The 18,894-nt window shown below is 63.3% G+C and carries 17 protein-coding genes; 6 read left to right on the forward strand and 11 right to left on the reverse strand.

All coding sequences use genetic code 11. From position 1 onward, the window contains the following. Positions 1-25: 25 nt before the first annotated feature. Genes ABEA06_RS04370 through ABEA06_RS04380 form a run of 3 tightly spaced genes read left to right on the forward strand, consistent with a single transcriptional unit; the run spans position 26 to position 3,096 of the window. Positions 26-1,027 carry a tripartite tricarboxylate transporter substrate binding protein gene (locus ABEA06_RS04370; RefSeq protein ID WP_345310686.1) on the forward strand — a complete coding sequence of 334 codons (1,002 nt, stop codon included), beginning with the start codon at positions 26-28 and terminating at the stop codon, positions 1,025-1,027. Next, the gene (locus tag ABEA06_RS04375; RefSeq protein WP_345310687.1) at positions 1,024-1,590 is read left to right on the forward strand and encodes a tripartite tricarboxylate transporter TctB family protein; all 567 of its coding nucleotides are present in this window, start codon (positions 1,024-1,026) and stop codon (positions 1,588-1,590) included. Before ABEA06_RS04370 ends, ABEA06_RS04375 begins: the two co-directional genes overlap by 4 nt. Then, positions 1,591-3,096: a tripartite tricarboxylate transporter permease gene (locus ABEA06_RS04380; RefSeq protein ID WP_345310688.1), complete on the forward strand. Its 1,506-nt coding sequence runs from the start codon at positions 1,591-1,593 to the stop codon at positions 3,094-3,096. Positions 3,097-3,329: 233 nt separating this feature from the next. On the opposite strand, the gene ABEA06_RS04385 is transcribed toward ABEA06_RS04380, so the two are convergent. From ABEA06_RS04385 to ABEA06_RS04400, 4 genes are all read right to left on the reverse strand, one after another. Continuing rightward, positions 3,330-4,118 (reverse strand): PKD domain-containing protein, encoded by a 789-nt coding sequence (locus ABEA06_RS04385; protein ID WP_345310689.1) that lies wholly within the window; start codon positions 4,116-4,118, stop codon positions 3,330-3,332. Between the two features lie 302 nt (positions 4,119-4,420). Further along, the gene (locus ABEA06_RS04390) at positions 4,421-5,161 is read right to left on the reverse strand and encodes a DUF6318 family protein (protein WP_345310690.1); all 741 of its coding nucleotides are present in this window, start codon (positions 5,159-5,161) and stop codon (positions 4,421-4,423) included. A gap of 223 nt (positions 5,162-5,384) precedes the next feature. Next, positions 5,385-6,842 carry a benzaldehyde dehydrogenase gene (locus ABEA06_RS04395; RefSeq protein ID WP_345310691.1) on the reverse strand — a complete coding sequence of 486 codons (1,458 nt, stop codon included), beginning with the start codon at positions 6,840-6,842 and terminating at the stop codon, positions 5,385-5,387. 144 nt (positions 6,843-6,986) lie between these two features. Then, positions 6,987-8,258 carry an MFS transporter gene (locus ABEA06_RS04400; RefSeq protein ID WP_345310692.1) on the reverse strand — a complete coding sequence of 424 codons (1,272 nt, stop codon included), beginning with the start codon at positions 8,256-8,258 and terminating at the stop codon, positions 6,987-6,989. Between the two features lie 101 nt (positions 8,259-8,359). On the opposite strand from ABEA06_RS04400, the gene ABEA06_RS04405 reads away from it, so the two are divergent. Next, positions 8,360-9,565: a hypothetical protein gene (locus ABEA06_RS04405; RefSeq protein WP_345310693.1), complete on the forward strand. Its 1,206-nt coding sequence runs from the start codon at positions 8,360-8,362 to the stop codon at positions 9,563-9,565. A gap of 12 nt (positions 9,566-9,577) precedes the next feature. On the opposite strand, the gene ABEA06_RS04410 is transcribed toward ABEA06_RS04405, so the two are convergent. Together ABEA06_RS04410 and ABEA06_RS04415 are read right to left on the reverse strand one after the other, a co-directional pair. Then, entirely contained in the window at positions 9,578-10,282 is a 705-nt protein-coding gene (locus ABEA06_RS04410) for a hypothetical protein (protein WP_303383807.1), read from the reverse strand. Between the two features lie 189 nt (positions 10,283-10,471). Then, positions 10,472-11,071 (reverse strand): TetR/AcrR family transcriptional regulator, encoded by a 600-nt coding sequence (locus ABEA06_RS04415; RefSeq protein ID WP_345310694.1) that lies wholly within the window; start codon positions 11,069-11,071, stop codon positions 10,472-10,474. 70 nt (positions 11,072-11,141) lie between these two features. On the opposite strand from ABEA06_RS04415, the gene ABEA06_RS04420 reads away from it, so the two are divergent. After that, positions 11,142-11,909 (forward strand): GAP family protein, encoded by a 768-nt coding sequence (locus tag ABEA06_RS04420; protein WP_345310695.1) that lies wholly within the window; start codon positions 11,142-11,144, stop codon positions 11,907-11,909. 96 nt (positions 11,910-12,005) lie between these two features. Here the strand turns inward: ABEA06_RS04420 and ABEA06_RS04425 are convergent, their stop codons facing one another. The 4 genes from ABEA06_RS04425 to ABEA06_RS04440 form a co-directional block, all read right to left on the reverse strand. After that, positions 12,006-12,398 (reverse strand): RNA-binding S4 domain-containing protein, encoded by a 393-nt coding sequence (locus tag ABEA06_RS04425; RefSeq protein WP_345310696.1) that lies wholly within the window; start codon positions 12,396-12,398, stop codon positions 12,006-12,008. 102 nt (positions 12,399-12,500) lie between these two features. Beyond that, positions 12,501-14,006 carry an APC family permease gene (locus ABEA06_RS04430; protein WP_345310697.1) on the reverse strand — a complete coding sequence of 502 codons (1,506 nt, stop codon included), beginning with the start codon at positions 14,004-14,006 and terminating at the stop codon, positions 12,501-12,503. Beyond that, positions 14,006-15,004, reverse strand: coding sequence for a universal stress protein (locus ABEA06_RS04435; protein WP_345310698.1), 999 nt, complete (start codon positions 15,002-15,004; stop codon positions 14,006-14,008). Before ABEA06_RS04435 ends, ABEA06_RS04430 begins: the two co-directional genes overlap by 1 nt. Further along, positions 15,001-16,461, reverse strand: a complete 1,461-nt coding sequence (locus tag ABEA06_RS04440; RefSeq protein ID WP_345310699.1) for a flavin monoamine oxidase family protein — start codon at positions 16,459-16,461, stop codon at positions 15,001-15,003. The genes ABEA06_RS04435 and ABEA06_RS04440 overlap by 4 nt, the downstream gene beginning before the upstream one ends. A gap of 180 nt (positions 16,462-16,641) precedes the next feature. On the opposite strand from ABEA06_RS04440, the gene ABEA06_RS04445 reads away from it, so the two are divergent. After that, positions 16,642-17,322 (forward strand): TetR/AcrR family transcriptional regulator, encoded by a 681-nt coding sequence (locus ABEA06_RS04445; RefSeq protein ID WP_345310783.1) that lies wholly within the window; start codon positions 16,642-16,644, stop codon positions 17,320-17,322. Between the two features lie 10 nt (positions 17,323-17,332). Here ABEA06_RS04445 and ABEA06_RS04450 read toward each other — a convergent pair whose 3' ends face one another. Further along, positions 17,333-18,766, reverse strand: a complete 1,434-nt coding sequence (locus ABEA06_RS04450) for an aminobutyraldehyde dehydrogenase (protein ID WP_345310700.1) — start codon at positions 18,764-18,766, stop codon at positions 17,333-17,335. Positions 18,767-18,894: the final 128 nt, after the last annotated feature.

Here is an 18,894-nt window from a genome sequence, read left to right on the forward strand (position 1 = left end):
AGTGCATTCGATTCAGGAGACCCGCTTGGTCGAGAAACGTCCGCCGAATCGCCGGCAGTTCATCACGTACGGGATCGGAGGGCTGATTGCGGCCGGTGCCATTGGGACTGCCGTCACCGGGTCCATTACGTCCGCCTCCGGAGGCAGCAACCTTCGCTCAAGCATGACCATCATTGCTCCGGCCGCTGCCGGCGGCGGCTGGGACACCGTTGCCCGCGAGATGCAGCAGGCGCAGCGGGCGAACAACATCATTAACAACACGCAGGTGGTCAACATGCCGGGCGCCGGCGGAACCATTGCGCTGGGTAACTTATCCGTTCTGGACGGCGATGCGAACAACTTGATGGTCGGCGGCACCGGCCAGCTGGCCGCAACCATTCAGTACGATTCCGCCACCACGTACGACGACGTCAGCCCCCTGGCCGTCACGGTCGAGGAGTACGACGTGATCGTGGTTCCCGCCAACTCCCCCTACAAAACTCTTGACGACCTCATGAAGGCCTGGTCGCAGAACCCGGGCGATGTCCCGTGGACCGGCGGCGGCTCTTTCGACCAGCTGGTGGTCACCGAAATGGCCATTGCCGGCGGCATCAAACCGGCGGACATGATTTACGTGTCCTCGGACGGTGGCGGCGAGTCTACGCAGGCGCTGCTCAACGGCACCGTGGCCGCGGCGGCCAGCGGCTACCCGGATTCCATTGACCAGATCGAATCCGGCCGACTCCGCGCGCTCGCGATCGTGGCCGAGGAACCCGTGGAGGGTGTCGACATTCCGACCACCGTCGATCAGGGCTACGACGTGACTCTGGCCAACTGGCGCATCCTGGTGGCTCCCGGCGGCATCACCGACGACGAGAAACACGAGCTGGAGAACATCGTGCTGGAAACGATCGAGACTCCCGAATGGGGCGAAGCCATCAAGCGATACAACTGGAATGAGAACGTGATCACCGGCGACGAGCTCACGCAGTTCATCAAGGACGAAACCGAGCGCATCACCGCCCTGTACAAGGAGTTGGGACTGTGAGTCACGCATCGGTTTCGGGAACCTCGGCGCCCGCGCCCTGGGCGGACCCCGCTCCTCCCTCCGGCCCAAGTTCGCGCTCGGCCGGCTCCCTATTGCGCGCCCTCATCATGCCGCTGGTACTCGCCGCGTTCGCCACGTATTTGCTCGTGGGCATGCTAGTGATGGAAGTCCCGGATTCCGTGGACTTCCCCGGCCCGCGCTTCTTCCCGGCCATCATCACGGGCGTCATGTACGTCTTGGTGGCCGTGCAAGTCATCACCGTTGTCCGCCACTGGTCCAGCGGCACGTTGGGCGACACCGACGACGCCGCTCCCGCCACCTTTTCGTGGCGTTCGCTCATCTGGGTCATCGGCGGGTTCTTGGCCTTCTCCCTACTTCTCGAATTTCTGGGGTGGATCCTCGGAGCGGCGCTGCTGTTCTGGTGCGTGGCCCGCGGGTTCGGATCCAAACAGCCTTTGGTTTCACTGATCGTCGGACTGACGGTGAGCTCCATTGCGTACATTGCATTCGACATGGCACTGGGGCTCTCGCTGCCCTCCGGACTTCTTGGGGGTGGCTTCTAAATGGAGACTCTGTCCTTACTGATGGAGGGCTTCGCAGGAGCCCTCACCTGGCAGAACCTGTTCTGGGTGGTCCTGGGATGTTTCCTGGGCACCGCCGTGGGCGTCATGCCCGGCCTGGGTTCGTCCATGGCCGTGGCACTCCTTCTGCCCGTGACCTTCGCCCTGGAACCCACAGCGGCGTTCATCATGTTCTCCGGCGTGTACTTCGGTGGCTTGTTCGGTGACTCCACCATGGGCATTCTGATGAACACTCCGGGGCAGGCGTCCGCCATTGCCTCAACGTTCGAAGGTCACAAGATGGCCCTGAACGGGCGTGCCCCACAGGCACTGGCCACCGCGGCCATCGGCGCGTTCGTGGGCGGTTTCATTGCCTCCGGCGTGGTGGTGTTCCTGGCGCCGTTCCTTGCGGAATTCTCCACGCAGTTCGGGCCCGCAGAGTTCTTTGCCCTGGCACTGTTCGCGTTCATGGCCACCTCGTCCGTGGTGACGGATTCAGCGGTCAAGGGCTTGCTGTCATTGGCCTTCGGTCTGGGTATCGCGGTGGTGGGTATCGACGGCGTCACGGGTGTCCCACGCTTCACCATGGACTCACCGTTCCTCTTTGACGGCATCTCATTGGTCACCGTGACCGTGGCGGTGCTGGCCCTGGGCGAGGTCATTTACTTTGCGACCATTGCGCGTTTTAAGCGCGAAGGCCAGATGATCCGATCCAAGGGTCGCCCGTGGTTGAGCAAGAAAGAACTCCGTGAAGCCGCACCCGCTTGGGCGCGCGGCACGGCCATCGGCCTCCCCTTCGGAGTGATTCCCGCCGGCGGTTCCGAGATCCCCACGTTCTTGGCTTATGGCGCGGAACGCAAGCTGGATCGACGTCGTCATGACCCGCAGTTCGGTAAGGGCGCCATCCGAGGCTTGGCGGCCCCCGAGGCCGCCGGCAACTCCACGACCGGCATGGCCATGGGTGCCCTGCTCGCTCTGGGCCTGCCGATCTCCGCGACCGCGGCCATCATGCTCGCGGCGTTCCGCCAGTATGGCCTGCAGCCGGGCCCGTTGCTGTTCGAACGCGCTCCGGATTTGGTGTGGGCGCTGTTGGCCAGCTTCTTCATCGCCATGATCGTGCTGCTGATCATCAACCTGCCGTTCGCCATGGTGTGGGCCAAGCTCCTGCTGATTCCGCGCCACTACCTGTACGCCGGCATCACGGTGTTCTGTGGACTGGGCATTTATGCGACGTCCGGCTCGTCATTCGACCTGCTCCTGCTACTGGGCGTGGGCATTGTCGGCTTTTTGATGCGTATGTATGATTACCCGCTGGCGCCGCTCATCATCGGCATGGTGCTGGGGCCGCTGGCTGAGACGAGCCTGCGCGATGCCTTGATCAGCGCCAACGGCGATGCCTCCGTACTCGTGCAGGGTCCGATTGCGCTGACGCTCTACGGCTTGCTGGCGGTCGTGCTGCTGGTGACCCTGCGGAGCAAGATCACCAGCCGGACCAGGCGGGATATCTAAGCGGGTTCCCCGCCGGGCACGGCCTCATGTGAGGAAACTGCAGCCACCAAGTCTCAAGTGATGGAAATGTTCAAATCTCCTCGATTTTGGACACTTCCCTCACATCAGACTTGAGGACTGCAGTTTCCTCACATCTGCCTTCAGCGATGCGGCCTCTGGGTTATGAAACGGGCAGGGCGCCCTACTTCCCCGGCCATTCTTGACGGGTCCGGCAGCAACTGAACTCCCGTTGATCAGTTGGTTCCGGGACAGCCGAAGCTGCGGGGATTCTCGTTGCAGTCATCGGCAACATTTCGGACGGTGGCTTTCCACACGCTGATCGGAACGGGAGCGGAAGCCACTTCGTTGAATCCAGCAACCGGCTGCCAGCCAGTACCCGCCACGTTGTATTCGCCGTAGAAGTAGGTGGTCAACGTGACGCTGTAGTCCCCGGTTTCCGCATAGACGTGCGAGGTGTCCGTGGGGATATCCCAGTCGCCCTCCGACAATGGAGCACCCGTCAGAGGCGTGGGGCCAAGAGTGGCCCCGTCACCATAGTTCCAGGAGTACTGCGTCGGATACGCCCGCACCGCAACGGGAAAGCCACCCAGTTCGGTTTGGAACACCTGGGCATCGGCGGCCGCGAACACATTGGTGTTCATGTTTTTGAGAGTGTCCGGCGCTGGTTCCACAGTCGATAACGCGGGCGCAACGTTCAGGCGCTGGAAATCCTGCAGGGTGAATACGGGGAGCGGGATAACACCCTCATCATCTGCTTCTGCCGCAGCAGTATTGGCCACGCACATTTGGGTTCCGCGCGAGGCTCTGCCATTTTCGCCCGCTTGGCCAACAACCACATCCATGTTGACGCCTTCACCGCCACCATCGACCGTGCATTCTTGTTCTTGGCGACAGTCATCGAAAGCACCACCATCTTCCCCGGCGCATGGGTCCTGCAGGCTGTAAGTGGTTCGAGTCAGCGCCGCGTCCATCTTGGTGGGGTCAAAGAAGATCGAGTCATCGTCGCTCATCAGCTCGTGCATTAACGCTTTTTGATGGTCAGGGTCGTTATCGGGATTCCAACTTTGGCCACCGGATCCTAAACCCCCTACATCCTCCCCCCTGTCAACACTCACCCTGAATTCACCGCCGGAGCCATTCCGAGACATTTCAACCCTGATCGAGTCAGCTCGGGCGCTGGCTTTTGTTTGGCCAGATTGACCAGCGTACGTAAATCCATTTTCTCGTGCTGACTCTGCAGCGACTGAAGGTACACTCATGGTTAATACTCCCCCAACAACCCACAGGAGGAGGCAAACCCCAATCGACACCTTTCGCACTAATTTCACAACTCGCCCCGCGGTGAAGCTGTAACATAAATCCAAGAATCACCTTCCCGGACCAGAGTTACATCAAAGGAATCCGATTCATTAAATGGTTCCTGCTCGAAGGTGACTTTATTTTTTTCGATGATCTTGAGCCCAGTACTATTCACTGAGATCGGCAACGTATACTCACCGGTTGACCGCTGCAGAAAACTTCCGGAATGGACTTCAACCGCCTCGGATCCTCCCACAAACCAATCGCCGTTTCCGTAAACGGAATCGATTTCGTCAAACTCACTCAAACATCTCTCACAATTTTCCGACGAGAGTTCACGTACGAGACCCGTATCACCGGATTGAAATGCGTACCAAGTGGCATCACCGTAATAGTCCAAAAACGCCTGCGCCCCCGCCTCCGTCTCCTGCTTAGCTTCTTCCGGCATCACCGGTTTGGGGACGTTGCGGGCGGGATGCTCGAGGGTGGCCGGTTCGTAATTGTTCGGGAACTCCTGGCCGGTAGCCATCTTGTCCGGCTGCTCGGGCCACCAGTCGCCGCTGGCGGACGGATCCGGTGTCGAAGCTGGCGAGTCGGATGACCCGGCACCGGTCTCACTGGTGCTGGAAGACGCACTACCGTCGGCAGCCGTAGCCATACCGTCCGAATCGGTGCCGTCCGTGTCGCCACAGCCGGCCAGCGTTAGCCCCAACGCCAGCGCGGCCAGGCTCGCCGCGAACTTACTACGCTTCAGCGCATCCCCCATTGGATAGTCCCCTCTAACTCAATGAAGCTCGCGGCCTCCGCCACGGTGCGGCGGCAATTCGAGCTTACAAAATTTCATTTGACACAATCCACCGCAAAGTGAGATCTGTGGATAATTTTTCAATGCAAATACATAATCGCTAGCTACAACCACTTATGTGCGTTTACAAAACAGCAAGGTGGCCGTTTGTTGCACGGCCACCTTGCTGTACTGGTTAGTAAGCTCAGAACGGGTACTGGGGAATGTCCGGGCTGATGGTCACCCACTGGCTTTCGGTAAAGGCCTCGATGTTGGCCGCTGCGCCTCCGAAACGAGCCCCTGTTCCGGAAGCTTTCATGCCTCCCATGGGGGCGGTGGCCTCGTCCATCACGGTCATCTCGTTGATGTGGATCTTGCCCGCGGTGATGCGGTCCGCCACCTTGAGTGCCTCACCGACGTCACCAATGATCGACAACGACAGCGCATACTCCGAATTGTTCGCCAGGTTCACGGCCTCTTTAACGGAAGACACCTTGATCACCGGTGCCACCGGGCCGAAGATCTCCTCGTTCCACGCCGGCATGTCTACGGTGAGATCCGCGAGAACCGTGGGTCGGTAGAACAAGCCGTCATGCGTGGCGCCCGCGCGGATCGAAGCACCCGCAATGACCGAATCCTGGACCTTGGAGTCCACGGACTTCAATTGCTTCTCGTCGATGATCGGCCCCAGGTGGACCTGCCCCTCGGACGGATCACCCACCGTGAGCGCATCAGCCCGCTCCGCCAACTTGGCGACATAGGACTCGTACACATCCTCGTGAACAATGTGCCGCCCCGTGGTCATGCACACCTGCCCCTGGTGGAAGAACGATCCCATGGAACCTACGCCCGCCGCCAAGTCCAGATCGGCAGAGGGCAGCACCACCATTGCGTTGTTGCCACCCAGCTCCAGATGAGTTCGTTTCAAGTGCTTGGCACCAGCGGCCCCCACATGGCGGCCTGCCTGGGTCGACCCGGTGAAGGACACGATCCGCACCTCGGGCGCGTCGACCGCGGCCGCGCCCGCATCACCACCGCCCGGCAAGATCTGCAGGATTCCCTGAGGCAGTCCCGCCTCTTCGAAGATCCGGGCGATCAACACCCCACCGCTGATGGGCGTGCGAGGATCCGGCTTCAACAACACCGCGTTCCCCAAAGCCAATGCCGGGGCCACGGAACGGATGGACAGAATCAAGGGAAAATTGAACGGCGAAATCACCGACACCACACCCGCGGGCACACGCCGGGCAAAGGACCAGTGCGGCTCGTCAGAGGCCAACACCTCGCCGCGAACATGCGTGGGCAGCGCGGATGCCTCGTAGCACTCCTGCGCTGCCACGTTTGCTTCCATCCCCGCCTTGGGCTGGATTGCCCCGGTCTCGCGCACCACCCAGTCGATGATTTCATCCGCGTTCTCCTCGAACAGCTGCCCCGCCTTGCGCAGGATGGCTGCACGTTCGGTCGGCTTGAGCGCGGCCCAGGCGACCTGCGCCTCGGAGGCCTGCCGAGCGGCGTCGTAAACATCGGCCGGTGATGCGGAACCAACTGTTGCCAGGACCTCTTCCGAGGCGGGATTTTGCACGGGGATCGGCTCGCCGGACCCGTCACGCCAGCCGTTGACGTAGAGCTTCCCGTGCCAGCGGTTGTCCTCGAGAATTGCCATTGTTCGCTCCTTTGGGTGGATTACTGTGCGCGGCGCGCAAAGCCCTGCACAGCGCCCGATTTCCTTTTCATTGTGACGTACAAGACATGGATTCGGCTCAAGGGGCTGGCTCTGCGCACCTTGGAACTCACACTGGAGCCACTCCTACGGTTGCGGGTCTCGCGCGTCGTAGCGGTTGAACGCCGGAAACTTCCGCACCAGTACGACCACGAGCACCAGACACACGACAGCACCCACCACGGCGGCCAGACCGGGCCCCGCGAACTCCCCCGCGGTGCCCATGAACGCGTCACCCAGGCGCGGGCCGCCGGCCACCACCACAATGAAAATGCCCTGCAACCGCCCCCGCAGCGCATCCGGTGTGGCGGCCTGCAGGATGGTGGTGCGAAACAGCATGGAGATCGCATCCATTGCCCCGGCCGCCACCAGCACGGCGCACGACGCCGCCAGCGGCCACACGGTCTCGCGCCCCCAGCCCCCGGAGGCCAGCAGAATCACAGCACCGAACGCCATGATGCACACGGCCCACCCGGCCACCGCCATGGCGCACGCCTTGCCGTGCCGATGCAACCGCACCAGCGGCCCGGACAGCAATCCCGCCAACACGGAACCGGCCGCGAGCGCCGCGGTCAACAACCCCACCGTGAACTGGTCACCGCCCAACACCGTGGCACCCAACACCGGGAACAGTGCGCGCGGCATGGCGAAGAACATCGCGGCCATGTCCAGCAGGAACGTCATGCGCAGATTGGGCCTGGTGGCCAGGAACCGGAAGCCCTCGACCACGGAACGGAACCCGGCACGGGGGCCAACTTCGTCGGGTGGAAGGGACGGCAATCGGTACATGGCCCACAGGCTGGCCATGAAGGTCAGGGCATCCACGGTGTAGGCCCATTGGAAACCCAGTCCGGCCACGGTCAATGCACCCAGTAGCGGCCCCACCATGAGCGTGGAGCCCATGGTCAGTTGGTACAGCGCATTGGCCGCGGGCAGCTGTTTCATGGGCACCAGCCGGGGAACGATCGCCCCTCGTACGGGCTGGTTGAGCCCCTGCGCAAAGGAATGCAGGGCCACCAGGGTGTACAGCACGGTCAGGGATGAAATTTGCGCCCACGAGTGCGCGGCCAGCGCGACCGTGACCGCGAAGAGTCCGAACGTGGTCCACAGTCCCAGGGTTCGGCGGTTGTGGGCATCCCCCATGGATCCGCCGTACAACCCCGAGATGATCAGCGGCACCAATGCGGCAACACCCACCATGCCCACGGCAAACGTGGAACGAGTGAGCTCGAAGACTTCCAGGCTGATCGCCACGACCGTGAACTGATTCCCCAGCATGGACATGGTGGAGCCGATCCACAGGCGGCGGAACGCTGGGGATTCACGCAGCGGGGTGATGTCGAGCAGTAAACGGGGCACTGATCGATCCTAGGCCCACAATCCAGCGAACGGCGCCGCCGGAACGGTCGGAACCATTTACCCTGAAAGGAGCCCACTTCCCCGGGATGTCAGGAGTTCTCATGCGCACACGCGAACAACGCTGGGCCGCCCGTTCGGCGCGCGGCTGGCCTCGATTGCGCGTGTTCGCCATCCTCAACGGCATCACGGGTCTGCTGATGGGAGGCGTGATCCTGTGGTTCACCCACGGGGTGCTGCAGTTCGAGAATTTCCCGGCGGCCGGCGTCCCCTGGATTTGGCGCGTCCTGGCCCTGACCATCGCCGTTCTGCTCCCCGGGATCCTGCTGTCCATGGGCGGCTATCTGGTGCTGGCGGGCGCCACGGCATCGAACAGGGCGGCTCTGGCGGCGGGGCGAGCCCGCGACGTCGTCCGCAATGCATCCCCACCGGACGAGCCCCCGGTAGTCGCCCGTAGGCTCGCCGACACCACCCCGCCCGGCGTGAAGATCCGCGCCCACGCGCTCCACGGTTCGGACGCGTCCAACCGGTACACCCGCACCTTGCTCGGCGCGCTGCCGGTACAGACGCCCCTGGCGCTCGCGCCGGTGGGGCTGGGCTTGATTTTGCTGGTGGTTGCCACCGTCTACTATGCGATCGGCTACGGCGTCCCGGCCACGGTCATCCTGCTGGGCGTGGCGTACCTGGCCTGGAAACTCTGGCGCGGCTTCAGCAGCTACCAGGCTTTTTCCGAAGCCGACCGGGCCCCCGCTCGCGCAGACGATGCGGACACCGGCCCCCTCCCCGCGGTCACCATGATGCACGGGAGCGAGGCCACCCAGCCCATTCCCCGGCAACGCGCCACCTACGACGACGCCCCGCCCACCTGCTCGACCTACCGCGCCGATGACGAGCAGGTCGCGTACGAAACCACGGACGAGCTTCCGGTCATCGAACGGATCCGGGACAACTACGGGGACCCCAAGAAGATGAGCGCGTCCCGGCGCAGGCTGGCCGAGCGCGCGGAGCGTGAACGTCTGGTCATGGAACGGCGCCAACGCAATCGTCGCTCCCCGGATGACCTGCCACCTCACACGGTCACTTCCGTGGAACGTCACCCGGACAGCGACGGCCAGGCCGGGGCGGTCGAACAGGAACAGCAACGCCAGCAACAGCGCCGCTACGAACAGTACTTGGACGAACACCAGCGCATGCGCCAGGACCGATTGCGGAATGCGAGCGCCAAGGAACCGGAAGAAGCTCCGTCGTTGCTGGGTTACGCGATGACGCGCTGGAAGAGTAAGCGCAACGGGCCCGCGAACGACCGCTGACTGCCAGCGGAATTACTCCGTGATGGGCACGGGATGAGCCGGGTCGATCACCTGGCCGTGAAGGTACACGCGTTGGATGTCGGCAAGCGGGGCCACCGCGAGGAGGGCTGCGCCCACCATTTCCAAGCCTTCTTCCATGTGGTAGGTCACGCGGTAGAGAAACCAGTGCGCTTCAACGCGGATCAGGTAGTCGGCAATGAACTCGAAACCCACGGCCGCACCCAGGAACGCCACAAAACCGCTCAACAGCAGTCGTCTGGGCGTCCGATGCAGGCGGCGTGAGGCGAAAAACGCCAACAGGATCACCACTACGGCAATCGGGGCGCCCAGCAGCACCCAGGTGAAGGTGAAACCGGTATCCGGGGCGAACCGCTCCACCACCAGGCCGAGCTTCTCGTGGAGCACGGTGGCGTCGTCCAGGGACATCAGCAGGGCAATGACGGCAATGAGCCGCCAGGAGAGTCGGGCGCTTCGGCTGGGAGTGTTGGCCGCGACCAGGAGCATAAGCGTTGCGCCCGCGATCAGCAGGAGCACGTTCCACCACATGGGCAGGTTCACTTCGGAGGTAACTTCAAAATAGTGGTAGATACTCAGATTGGGGGCCCACCACACGGCGAACAGGCTGAGCAGCGTAATGATGAGGGACACGATCACCGAGACCACCAACGGGCCCAACCAGAACGGCGTCTTGCTGCGAAGGGGGGTGGACCGACTCATGGATGCCTCCGGTTCGTCGTGAATTTTGGCTGGAAAGCAACCCACAGTTTATCGGCGCGTACGGCGCCGGGGCGGAACGTTCCCCACACGTGTTACCTCCCGTTCATATCGATCACTCCACGATGAACCGCACTCATGAGATACGCATGTGGGATTGGTGAAAGTTTTCTAATCTCACCGCTGCACTTTCTAAGCGCGACCTGCGGCAATGCCTCGAATTTCATCTTCGAGCAGTTCAGCGGCGCGATCCAAGTCCTTCTGGCCCGCTTGATGCATCAGGTGCAGAGCCAAGCCGTCCGCAAGAGCATGAAGTCGTTGACCGCTCCGCGTGGCGCCCTCGCTCGGCGTCTCTGAGTCCTCCCCGCGCAGAAGCCCGGCCAACCTCACGCATGCGTCGGCTAATTGTTGATGAGCGGAGTCTCGCAGGGCCTTGAGCTCAGGCACCGCCGTTGCCTCCGCAATCAATGCAACGTTGACGTCCATTTCCGCCCGGGTCTGCTCCGTAAAGGGCATCAGGTTCTTGATCACGGCCAGGACGTAATCCTCCGGACTCTCCGTCGGTGGTAGCTGGGCAATACGATTCAGCACCCGCTCCATCATCAGTTTCGCCGAGAACATGAGCAGTTCCGTGCGCGTGGGGAACACGTGCCGCAACGACCCCACAGCCAGGCCCGCTTCTTCCGCCACCGTTCGCACGGACACCGCAGAAACACCCGATCTGAGAATCACCCGCCACGCGGCCTCGGCAAGTTCGGCCTTGCGTCCTTCGCGGTCGATTCTGGAGGGCATAACCCTAAACTAGCACGCTTGTGCTAGTTTGATCTGGCACGCCTGTGCTAGTCCCATTAGGAAGGCCCCCATGGAGACCCTCGGAATTCTTGCGGCTCTCGCCCTGGTCGATTCCACCAGTTTCGGCACCCTGCTCATCCCGATCTGGCTGCTCATGGCGCCCGGCCGCCTGAAGATCGGCCGATTGCTCGTCTACCTGGCCACAGTGGTGGCGGCGTATTTCGTCATCGGTGTGGTGATCATGCTGGGCACCACGGCATTCATCGACAACTTCGGGGATGCCTTGGAATCCCGCACCGCGTACATCATTCAATTAGTGCTGGGAATCTGCCTGGTCACCCTGAGCTACCTCATGGACCCAGGCACTAAGCGGGCCAAGAGCATCGCCGCCGAACGCGCGGCAACCGGCGAGGCGGCGTCGTCGACCGGTGGCCGAATCTCGCGCTGGCGCGGCCGAATCCTGGGCGCCGACGGCGCTCCCACCGATACTCGCGCCGGTGCCGGTTTCCTGGCTGCGCTCATGGGCCTCGCCCTGGTGGGGGTCTCGCTCGAGGTGGCCACCATGGTCCCCTATCTGGCGGGTATCGGCATCATTTCGGCGACCAGCCCGAGCCTAGCGGTTTCGCTGATCATGCTCGCCGGGTACTGCCTGGTGATGATTGCACCGGCGTTGCTCCTGACCCTCGGTCGATTGGTAGCCCGCAATGCGCTGGAGCGCCCGCTGTCCGCGCTGGACCGCTGGCTCTCGAAGAACGCCCAATCCACCACCTCATGGATCATCGGCATTGTGGGCGTGCTGCTGGCCATTAATGCCTTCGGGATGTTGCAGGCGATGTAGCTGAGCTGATGTCGCGGCTCAGATGTCGCGGCTCAGCAGTTGCGTCAAGCTCGGTTCTCACTCTTCACAGGGGTGTTCATGGCGGAGCCCGACGGACTAGCGTGAACCGTCCAAGCCGCGCAGTCGTTCCATTTCGCGGCGGTCCTTCTTGGTGGGCCTACCGGCTCCGCGGTCCCGACGGCCCACGGGAACACTGAGTTCGGCCGGTCGCGGCGGCGAATGGTCGATGTAGCACTGCGCTGCCACCGGGGCACCCACGCGCTTGACGATCAACTTGGTGACCTGGAATTCCTGCTGCCACCCGGGACGCCGCACCGAGACACGATCTCCCACGCGCACCGGTTGCGCCGCCTTCACGGGCGCCGTATTGAGCCGCACGTGACCGGCCCGGCAGGCGGTGGTCGCGGCGGACCGGGTCTTGAACAGGCGGACCGACCACAACCACACGTCCAGGCGCACGCTGGTCAGTTCATTGGCATTCGCGGGCATGCTCCAACGCTACTCGGGGCACCACGGGGCGGAAAATCTGGGGGCATGTGTGGCCGCGTCGAATCCGCCGACCGATACCCCCAAATAGCCAGCGAGAAGGACCTACTCCAGCACGGGTAATTCAGTGGTTTCGAAACGCTGTTGGAAGAACGAGCGGTTACGCAGGTACTGCGTGAACATCACGACCAACCCGAGTAGCAGGATGCCCGCTCCCAGGATGAAGACGAGCCCCACTCCACCGATCTGGGAGCCGGACCCGTAGTCCGGATCCATGGAATCCACCGACGTCTGAACGAAAAAGACCAGCAACAGCACACCACCCAGCAGCGGGGCCAAAAGGTTGGTGAAGAAACTCTTGGTCGACCGGAACCACGAGCGGCGGAAGTACCAGACACATGCCAGGGCGGTGACCCCGTAGTAGAAGCACACCATCATTCCCAGCGCCGTGATGGTGTCCCACAGGACATCCTCACTGACGATCCGCATGAACGTGTAGAACAAGGATGAGATCACGGCGGCCGCCACGGTCGCGAAACCCGGGGACTGGAATTGCGGATTGATCCGGGCGAACGGCTTGGGCAGGGCTCCGTAGTAGCCCATTGCCAGCAAAGTGCGCGCCGGGGACACGAAGGTCGACTGCAAAGAGGCCGCGGAGGATGACAGCACCGCCAACGACAGCAGGATCGCCAAGGGCCCCATGACGGGCCCCGCCAGCGCCGCGAACACGTTTTCTTGGATCTCAGCGTTATTGAGCCCGATTCCCTGATCGGACAGTCCCGCGAAGCTCAGAACCGCCAACCCGATGACCATGTACAGCACCACAATGGAGAAGATGGTGGCCAATGCGGCTTTGCCCGGGGTGGTGGACGAGCCGGTCGTTTCCTCATTGATGGTCAGCACCACGTCCCAGCCCCAGTAAATGAACACGGACAGGGAAACACCGGCAGCAAAGGCGGAGAACGATGGCACCCCGAACGGATTGAACCACTCGGCTTCGATCCGCAGTCCGCCGAACGCGGTGCCGTTGGCCACGTGGACGTAGGCGGATATCGCGAACCACAGGAGCACGATGATTTGGAAGGCCACCAGCACGTACTGGACCTTCTTGGTGGCTTCCATCCCGCGATACGAGATCCAACAGGCGCCGGCCATGAAGACCAGACAGGTGAAGATGTTGATGGGTACGTTCTGTGCGAGGTCAGCCAGTGAGTCGTTGCCGGTGAGCTGCGAGAGCATCAGGTAGAAGAAGTCCACGGCGATGCCCGCAAGGTTGGACAACACCAGGATGGTGGCGGCCAAGAGCCCCCAACCGCCCATCCACCCAACCCACGGTCCGAAAGCCTTGGACGTCCACGTGAACGTGGTGCCGGAATCGGGCATGGCCCGGTTGAGCTGCCTGTAGCCAACGGCCACGAGCAGCATCGGTATGAAACCCACCAGGAAAATGGCGGGCAAATGGGTGCCGACCGCCGCAGCGGTGGGCCCCAGCGCTCCGGACAGCGTGTAGGCGGGGGCGATGCAGGACATACCGATCACCACGGCGCCCAACAGGCCCACGGAGCCCGAACTCAGTCCCTTGCTGGTGTCGCTGCTGGTCGCCTCACTCATCAGCGCACCTCCTCTTCATCCGGTCCGGCGCCACCCATTCCGCGGCCGCCTTCGTGACGGTCATCGGCAGTGGGTGCGCTCGGGTCATTTGCTCCGCGGGGGAGCACAATCATGGGAACGGGCAGGTGCCGCAAGATGCGCGCGGCGGTGCTGCCCAAGAAGATCTGACGATCTCCGGCGAGGCGTGATGACCCCACGAACAGCACGGAACCGGTGTCCCAGTCCATGCGGGTAACGGTCTCCTTGAGGTTTTTTCCCTGAGCGACGGTCACGCTCACGGGGTGGTCGACGCCGATTTCGGCGGCGTTCTCGCGAAGTTTTTCTCGTGCCGCGTCAATGGCCTGTTCCGGCTCCCCGTGGATCTGATCAAGCGGCAAGAAGCTCACCAACACCAGGTCCAGTCCGGTGCGTTGCACGGCGCGCCTGGCCACGTCAATGACCCTTTGGGCTCCTGGTCGCATCCCGACGCCCGCGTACATGCGGGTGATGGGCTCGGTCCCCTTGTAACCGCGGGGCGTCAGGGCCACGGGAACGGTGGCGCGGTGCAGCAGCGTGTCCGTCACGGGTCCCACGGAGAACGTGGCCGTGTACTTTCCACTCGCTGCACCGACCACGATCAGTCCCGCACCGAATTCGGTCACGGCGTCCAGAAGCCCGCCCGCGATCGAGGGTGAGGTGCGGATGTGGGTGCGCGCAGCGACGTCGTCCGGAACGAGCTCGAGACCCTTCCGGAGCCACCCCGAGGCCTGCTGACGCAGCATGGGAGAAATATCACCCACGGGCGGATACACCTGCTGATAGGGATCGTCGGCGCGCAAAACGCACACGATCTCCAGCTGGGCGTTGAAGGCCCTGGCCATGACCGCGGCGAGTTTCACGGCCTCTCTACTGCGCTTGTCGCCGCCGTAGCCCACCACGTAACGCACCGCGGACGACGTCGTTCCCGCCGTCCCGGGGCCCGGCACCTTGGCCCCGGGCTCGTTGCCCTGAGCTGTCATGCCCGATCCCGCGCTTCCACAATGTGGGAGGCCGCAAGAGCGCCCTGACGCAGCGCGCCGTCCACGTGCTGGTAGCCCTCGGCGGCGAGGTCCGAGCAGGCCCACCGAAGGGGACCAACGGGTTCGGACTGGATGGCGCCGTAGCGGGACAGGCCACCCAGGTCGTAGGAGGCCGCGTACGCCCCGCGAGTCCATTCCTCGGATCCGAAGTCGGACTCGTAGTAGACCACCGGGTTCTTGGCTTCTTCACCCAGGTAGTGGGACAGCGATTCCAGGATCTGGCGTTTGCGCTCCTCGGCGGGCAGGCGGAAGAGCTCGTCGGCTTTCTCATCCGACACGAAGCTGACCAGGGTGCCGCGGGTGTCCTTGTGGTTGCTGTTGTCGTAGACCTCCTGGGCGAGCTCGTAGGCTCCGAATCCGGTACCGCACAGGCCTTTCTCACGCCAGAACGGAGTCTCGTACACGGCATGAATCTTGATCACGCTGCCCAGTGACTGGTGCTGGTGCATCTGGTGCTGGAACCGCGGCAGCGGCGGCTCGAAGGAGATGCGCGAATACAGGTTCGGCGGAACGGCAACCACCACGTCCTTGGCCTTGACGCTCACCCTGTCCGAGAAGACGGTCACGGTGTAGTTGGGGTCGTGCTCGTCATAGGTTTCACCCTCACCGGCCCAGTTGATGGTGCGCACCGGGGAGTTGAGGAACACGGAGGCGTCCGAGGGACCGGAGAGGACGTCCGTCCCGTCATCCACGCCCAGCTGCTCGGCCACGGTGATGGACACGGACTGCATACCACCCGTGACACGGCGGTCCAGGATGAAGTCCTCGTCCACGAGGTTCGAGAAGGAGCCCGCGGAGGCGGCCATGAGGATGGCCTGCAACGCGGAGAACGAGTGGGCGGGCTTGGTCAGCATGCCGCCGGCAATGAAGATGCTGATGTTGTTGCATGCTTCCTCGTCCGAGCTGTTCTGACGCAGCCAGTCCTGGAAGGAGACGGTGTCCAGCTCACGGGCCTTCTCGTGAGCCCACGGTTGCCTGGCGCCGATGTCCGCGGCAAGTTCGTCCATGAGCTCGATGAGCTTCTCCATCTCGGCCTGGGTGGTCTCCGAGGCCGGGAACATGTGGCCGGTGTAGGTGTGCCGGGTGCCGTCCGGGGCGATGTACACGGAATCGCCGTCGCGGTAGCGCTGGAAGGTCGACAGGCCCAGCTCCTCCACGAGGGACAGCAACTCGGTCTGGTCCGGGGAGATCCACTGGCCACCGATTTCCAGGAACGCGCCATCGATCACATTGGACCAGGTGCGGCCGCCCACGCGGTCGCGGGCCTCCAGCACGGCCACCGATTTGCCGGCCTGGGACAGTCGGCGGGCCGCCATGAGTCCTGCGGGCCCGGCGCCGACAATGACGACGTCGCGTTCAATCGCTTCGGGGGATCCTACGGTTCGCTGTTCAGACATGGTGTGTTCCTTTCACCTTTATGAATGAAATTCATTTCTTGAAGTCGTGCGCAACGGCACGTCATGTTTACTGTTGTTGTTGTCCATCCCCGCGGGTCACCGCGTGTGGAGCCCGGGGTGTCAGGAGGATCAGTGAGTCAGGACGATCGCGCACGCGGCCGAGGAAGGCCCTTGAGCCCCGTGCTGACCCAGCGCAAGATTGCCTCCGCGGCCGTGACCCTGATCCAGAGCCGGGGGTACCGGGCCCTGACCATGTCCGCGCTGGCTGAGCAGCTGGGAGTCTCCGCCTCCGCCTTGTACAACCATGTGGGCTCCAAACGGGACATCATGATCCTCATCCAGGACCGGGTGAACCAGGACATCGATTGCAGCGCCTTCGAGAGTGAGCCCTGGGACGTGGCCCTGGATCAATGGGCCCGCTCCTACCGCGGCGTCTACATACGCAATATCCCGTTGATTCCCGTGATGGCCGTGCTGCCCGTGGCCAACTCCCCGCACACGCTACGCATGTACGAGAAGGTTGCCACGGGCCTCACGCGAGCCGGCTGGCCCGAGCCCTGGGTGGTCAACACCATCGTGGCGGTCGAGTCCCTGGTCTTCGGTTCCGCCTACGACGCCGTAGCGCCCGAGAACATCTTCGACCCCGGCGAACTCAGTGACATCGCCCCGGTGTTCTCCGCAGCCGTTGCGCACCGTGACCTCCTCCTGGATTCCGTACCGGGCGACGACGCCGCCGACGCGCCCGAGGTGCCCCGGGCGCCGTCGCCGGCCGACGTCGCTTTCGATGTGGGCCTGCGGAGTTTGCTGGCCGGATTCCGCCTGGCTCTGGACGCTCTGCACGACCGCGCCGCTGCCGACTAGATCGCGAGCCTCAGACTTCGAGCGAGTGCATCACGTGCTTGACGCGTGTGTATTCCTCGACCGAGTAGAGGGACAGGTCCTTGCCGTGGCCGGAGTACTTGAAGCCACCGTGGGGCATTTCCGAGACGAGGAGCACGTGGGTGTTGACCCACACGCAACCGAAGTCCAAGTCGCGGCTCACGCGCATCGCCGTGCCGTGATCCGAGGTCCACACGCTGGAGGCCAGAGCGTAGGGGACGCCGTTGGAGAGTTCGACGGCCTCCTCCTCGGATGAGAACGACTGCACGGTCAGCACGGGACCGAAGGTTTCCTCCTGGACGAGCACGTCGTCCTGGTGCACGCCCGAAATCACCGTGGGCTCCACGAAGAAACCTGCTGAGCCGTCAACCGGCTTCCCGCCGGTCACGACGGTTGCGTGAGCCGGAATGTTCTCCAGCTTGCCGCACACGTCCGCGTAGTGGCGCTCGTTGTTGAGCGGACCGTAATCGTTCTGGGAGTCGTCCGCGCTGCCGGTGGCAACTTTCTTGGCTTCCGCCGCCAACAGCTCCACGAACTTGTCGTGAACGCTGTCCTGCACCAGGATCCGGGTGACGGCGGTGCAGTCCTGCCCCGCGTTGAAGGTGCCGAAGCCGATCAGCTGTTCCGCCGCGCGCTCCAGATCCGCGTCCGCGAAAACCACGGCAGGCGCCTTACCGCCCAGCTCCAGGTGGGTGCGCTTGACTCCCGCCCCGGCGCTCTTGGCCACGGCCTGACCCGCCCGCACCGATCCGGTGATGGAGACCATGGCCGGCGCGGGGTGCTCGGTGAGGAGCGCACCGGTTCCGCCATCACCCAGGACCACGTTGAGCACACCCGCCGGGAGAACCTCTCCGGCGATCTTGGCCAGCACCAAGGTGGACTCCGGGGTGGTGTCGCTGGGCTTCATCACGATCGTGTTACCCGCGGCGAGCGCCGGGCCGATCTTCCAAATGGCCATCAACAGCGGGTAGTTCCACGGTGTCACCTGAGCGACCACGCCCACCGGCTCACGGCGAACGTAGGAGGTGTGCTCGCTCATGTATTCGGTGGCTGCCTTGCCCTCGAGAGTTCGGGCCGCACCGGCGAAGAACTTGAGGTTGTCAATGCCCGTGTCCACTTCTTCCACACCGATCTGCTCCTTGGGCTGACCGGTGTTGCGGTGCTGAGCTTCCACGAGTTCGTCGCGGTGTTCCCGGAGGCCCTCGGCGAGGTTGAGCAGCGCGTCCTGGCGTTCGGCCGGAGTGGACCGCTTCCAGGTCTTGGCCGCGGCCGCCGCTGCCTCGAATGCGGCATTGACGTCCTCCTCATCGGAGATGGGAGCCACCGCGACCGTCTGCGCGTTGACGGGGTTCACAATGTCGATGGTGTCCCGCCCGTGGGCCTTCACGAACCGACCGTTGATGTGGTTCTGCAGCACCTCTGCCATGGAAATCCTCCCTGCTGATGAGTGCGTATCACGGTGCCCGTGCCGTCACCGTCAGGTGATGCACGGAAATCTGTGGCCCGCACGTCGAGTTGTGTGGATCACTCTAAATGATCGTCATTCATTTTTGA

This window comes from Kocuria gwangalliensis, from assembly GCF_039544365.1.
Lineage (GTDB): Bacteria > Actinomycetota > Actinomycetes > Actinomycetales > Micrococcaceae > Kocuria > Kocuria gwangalliensis.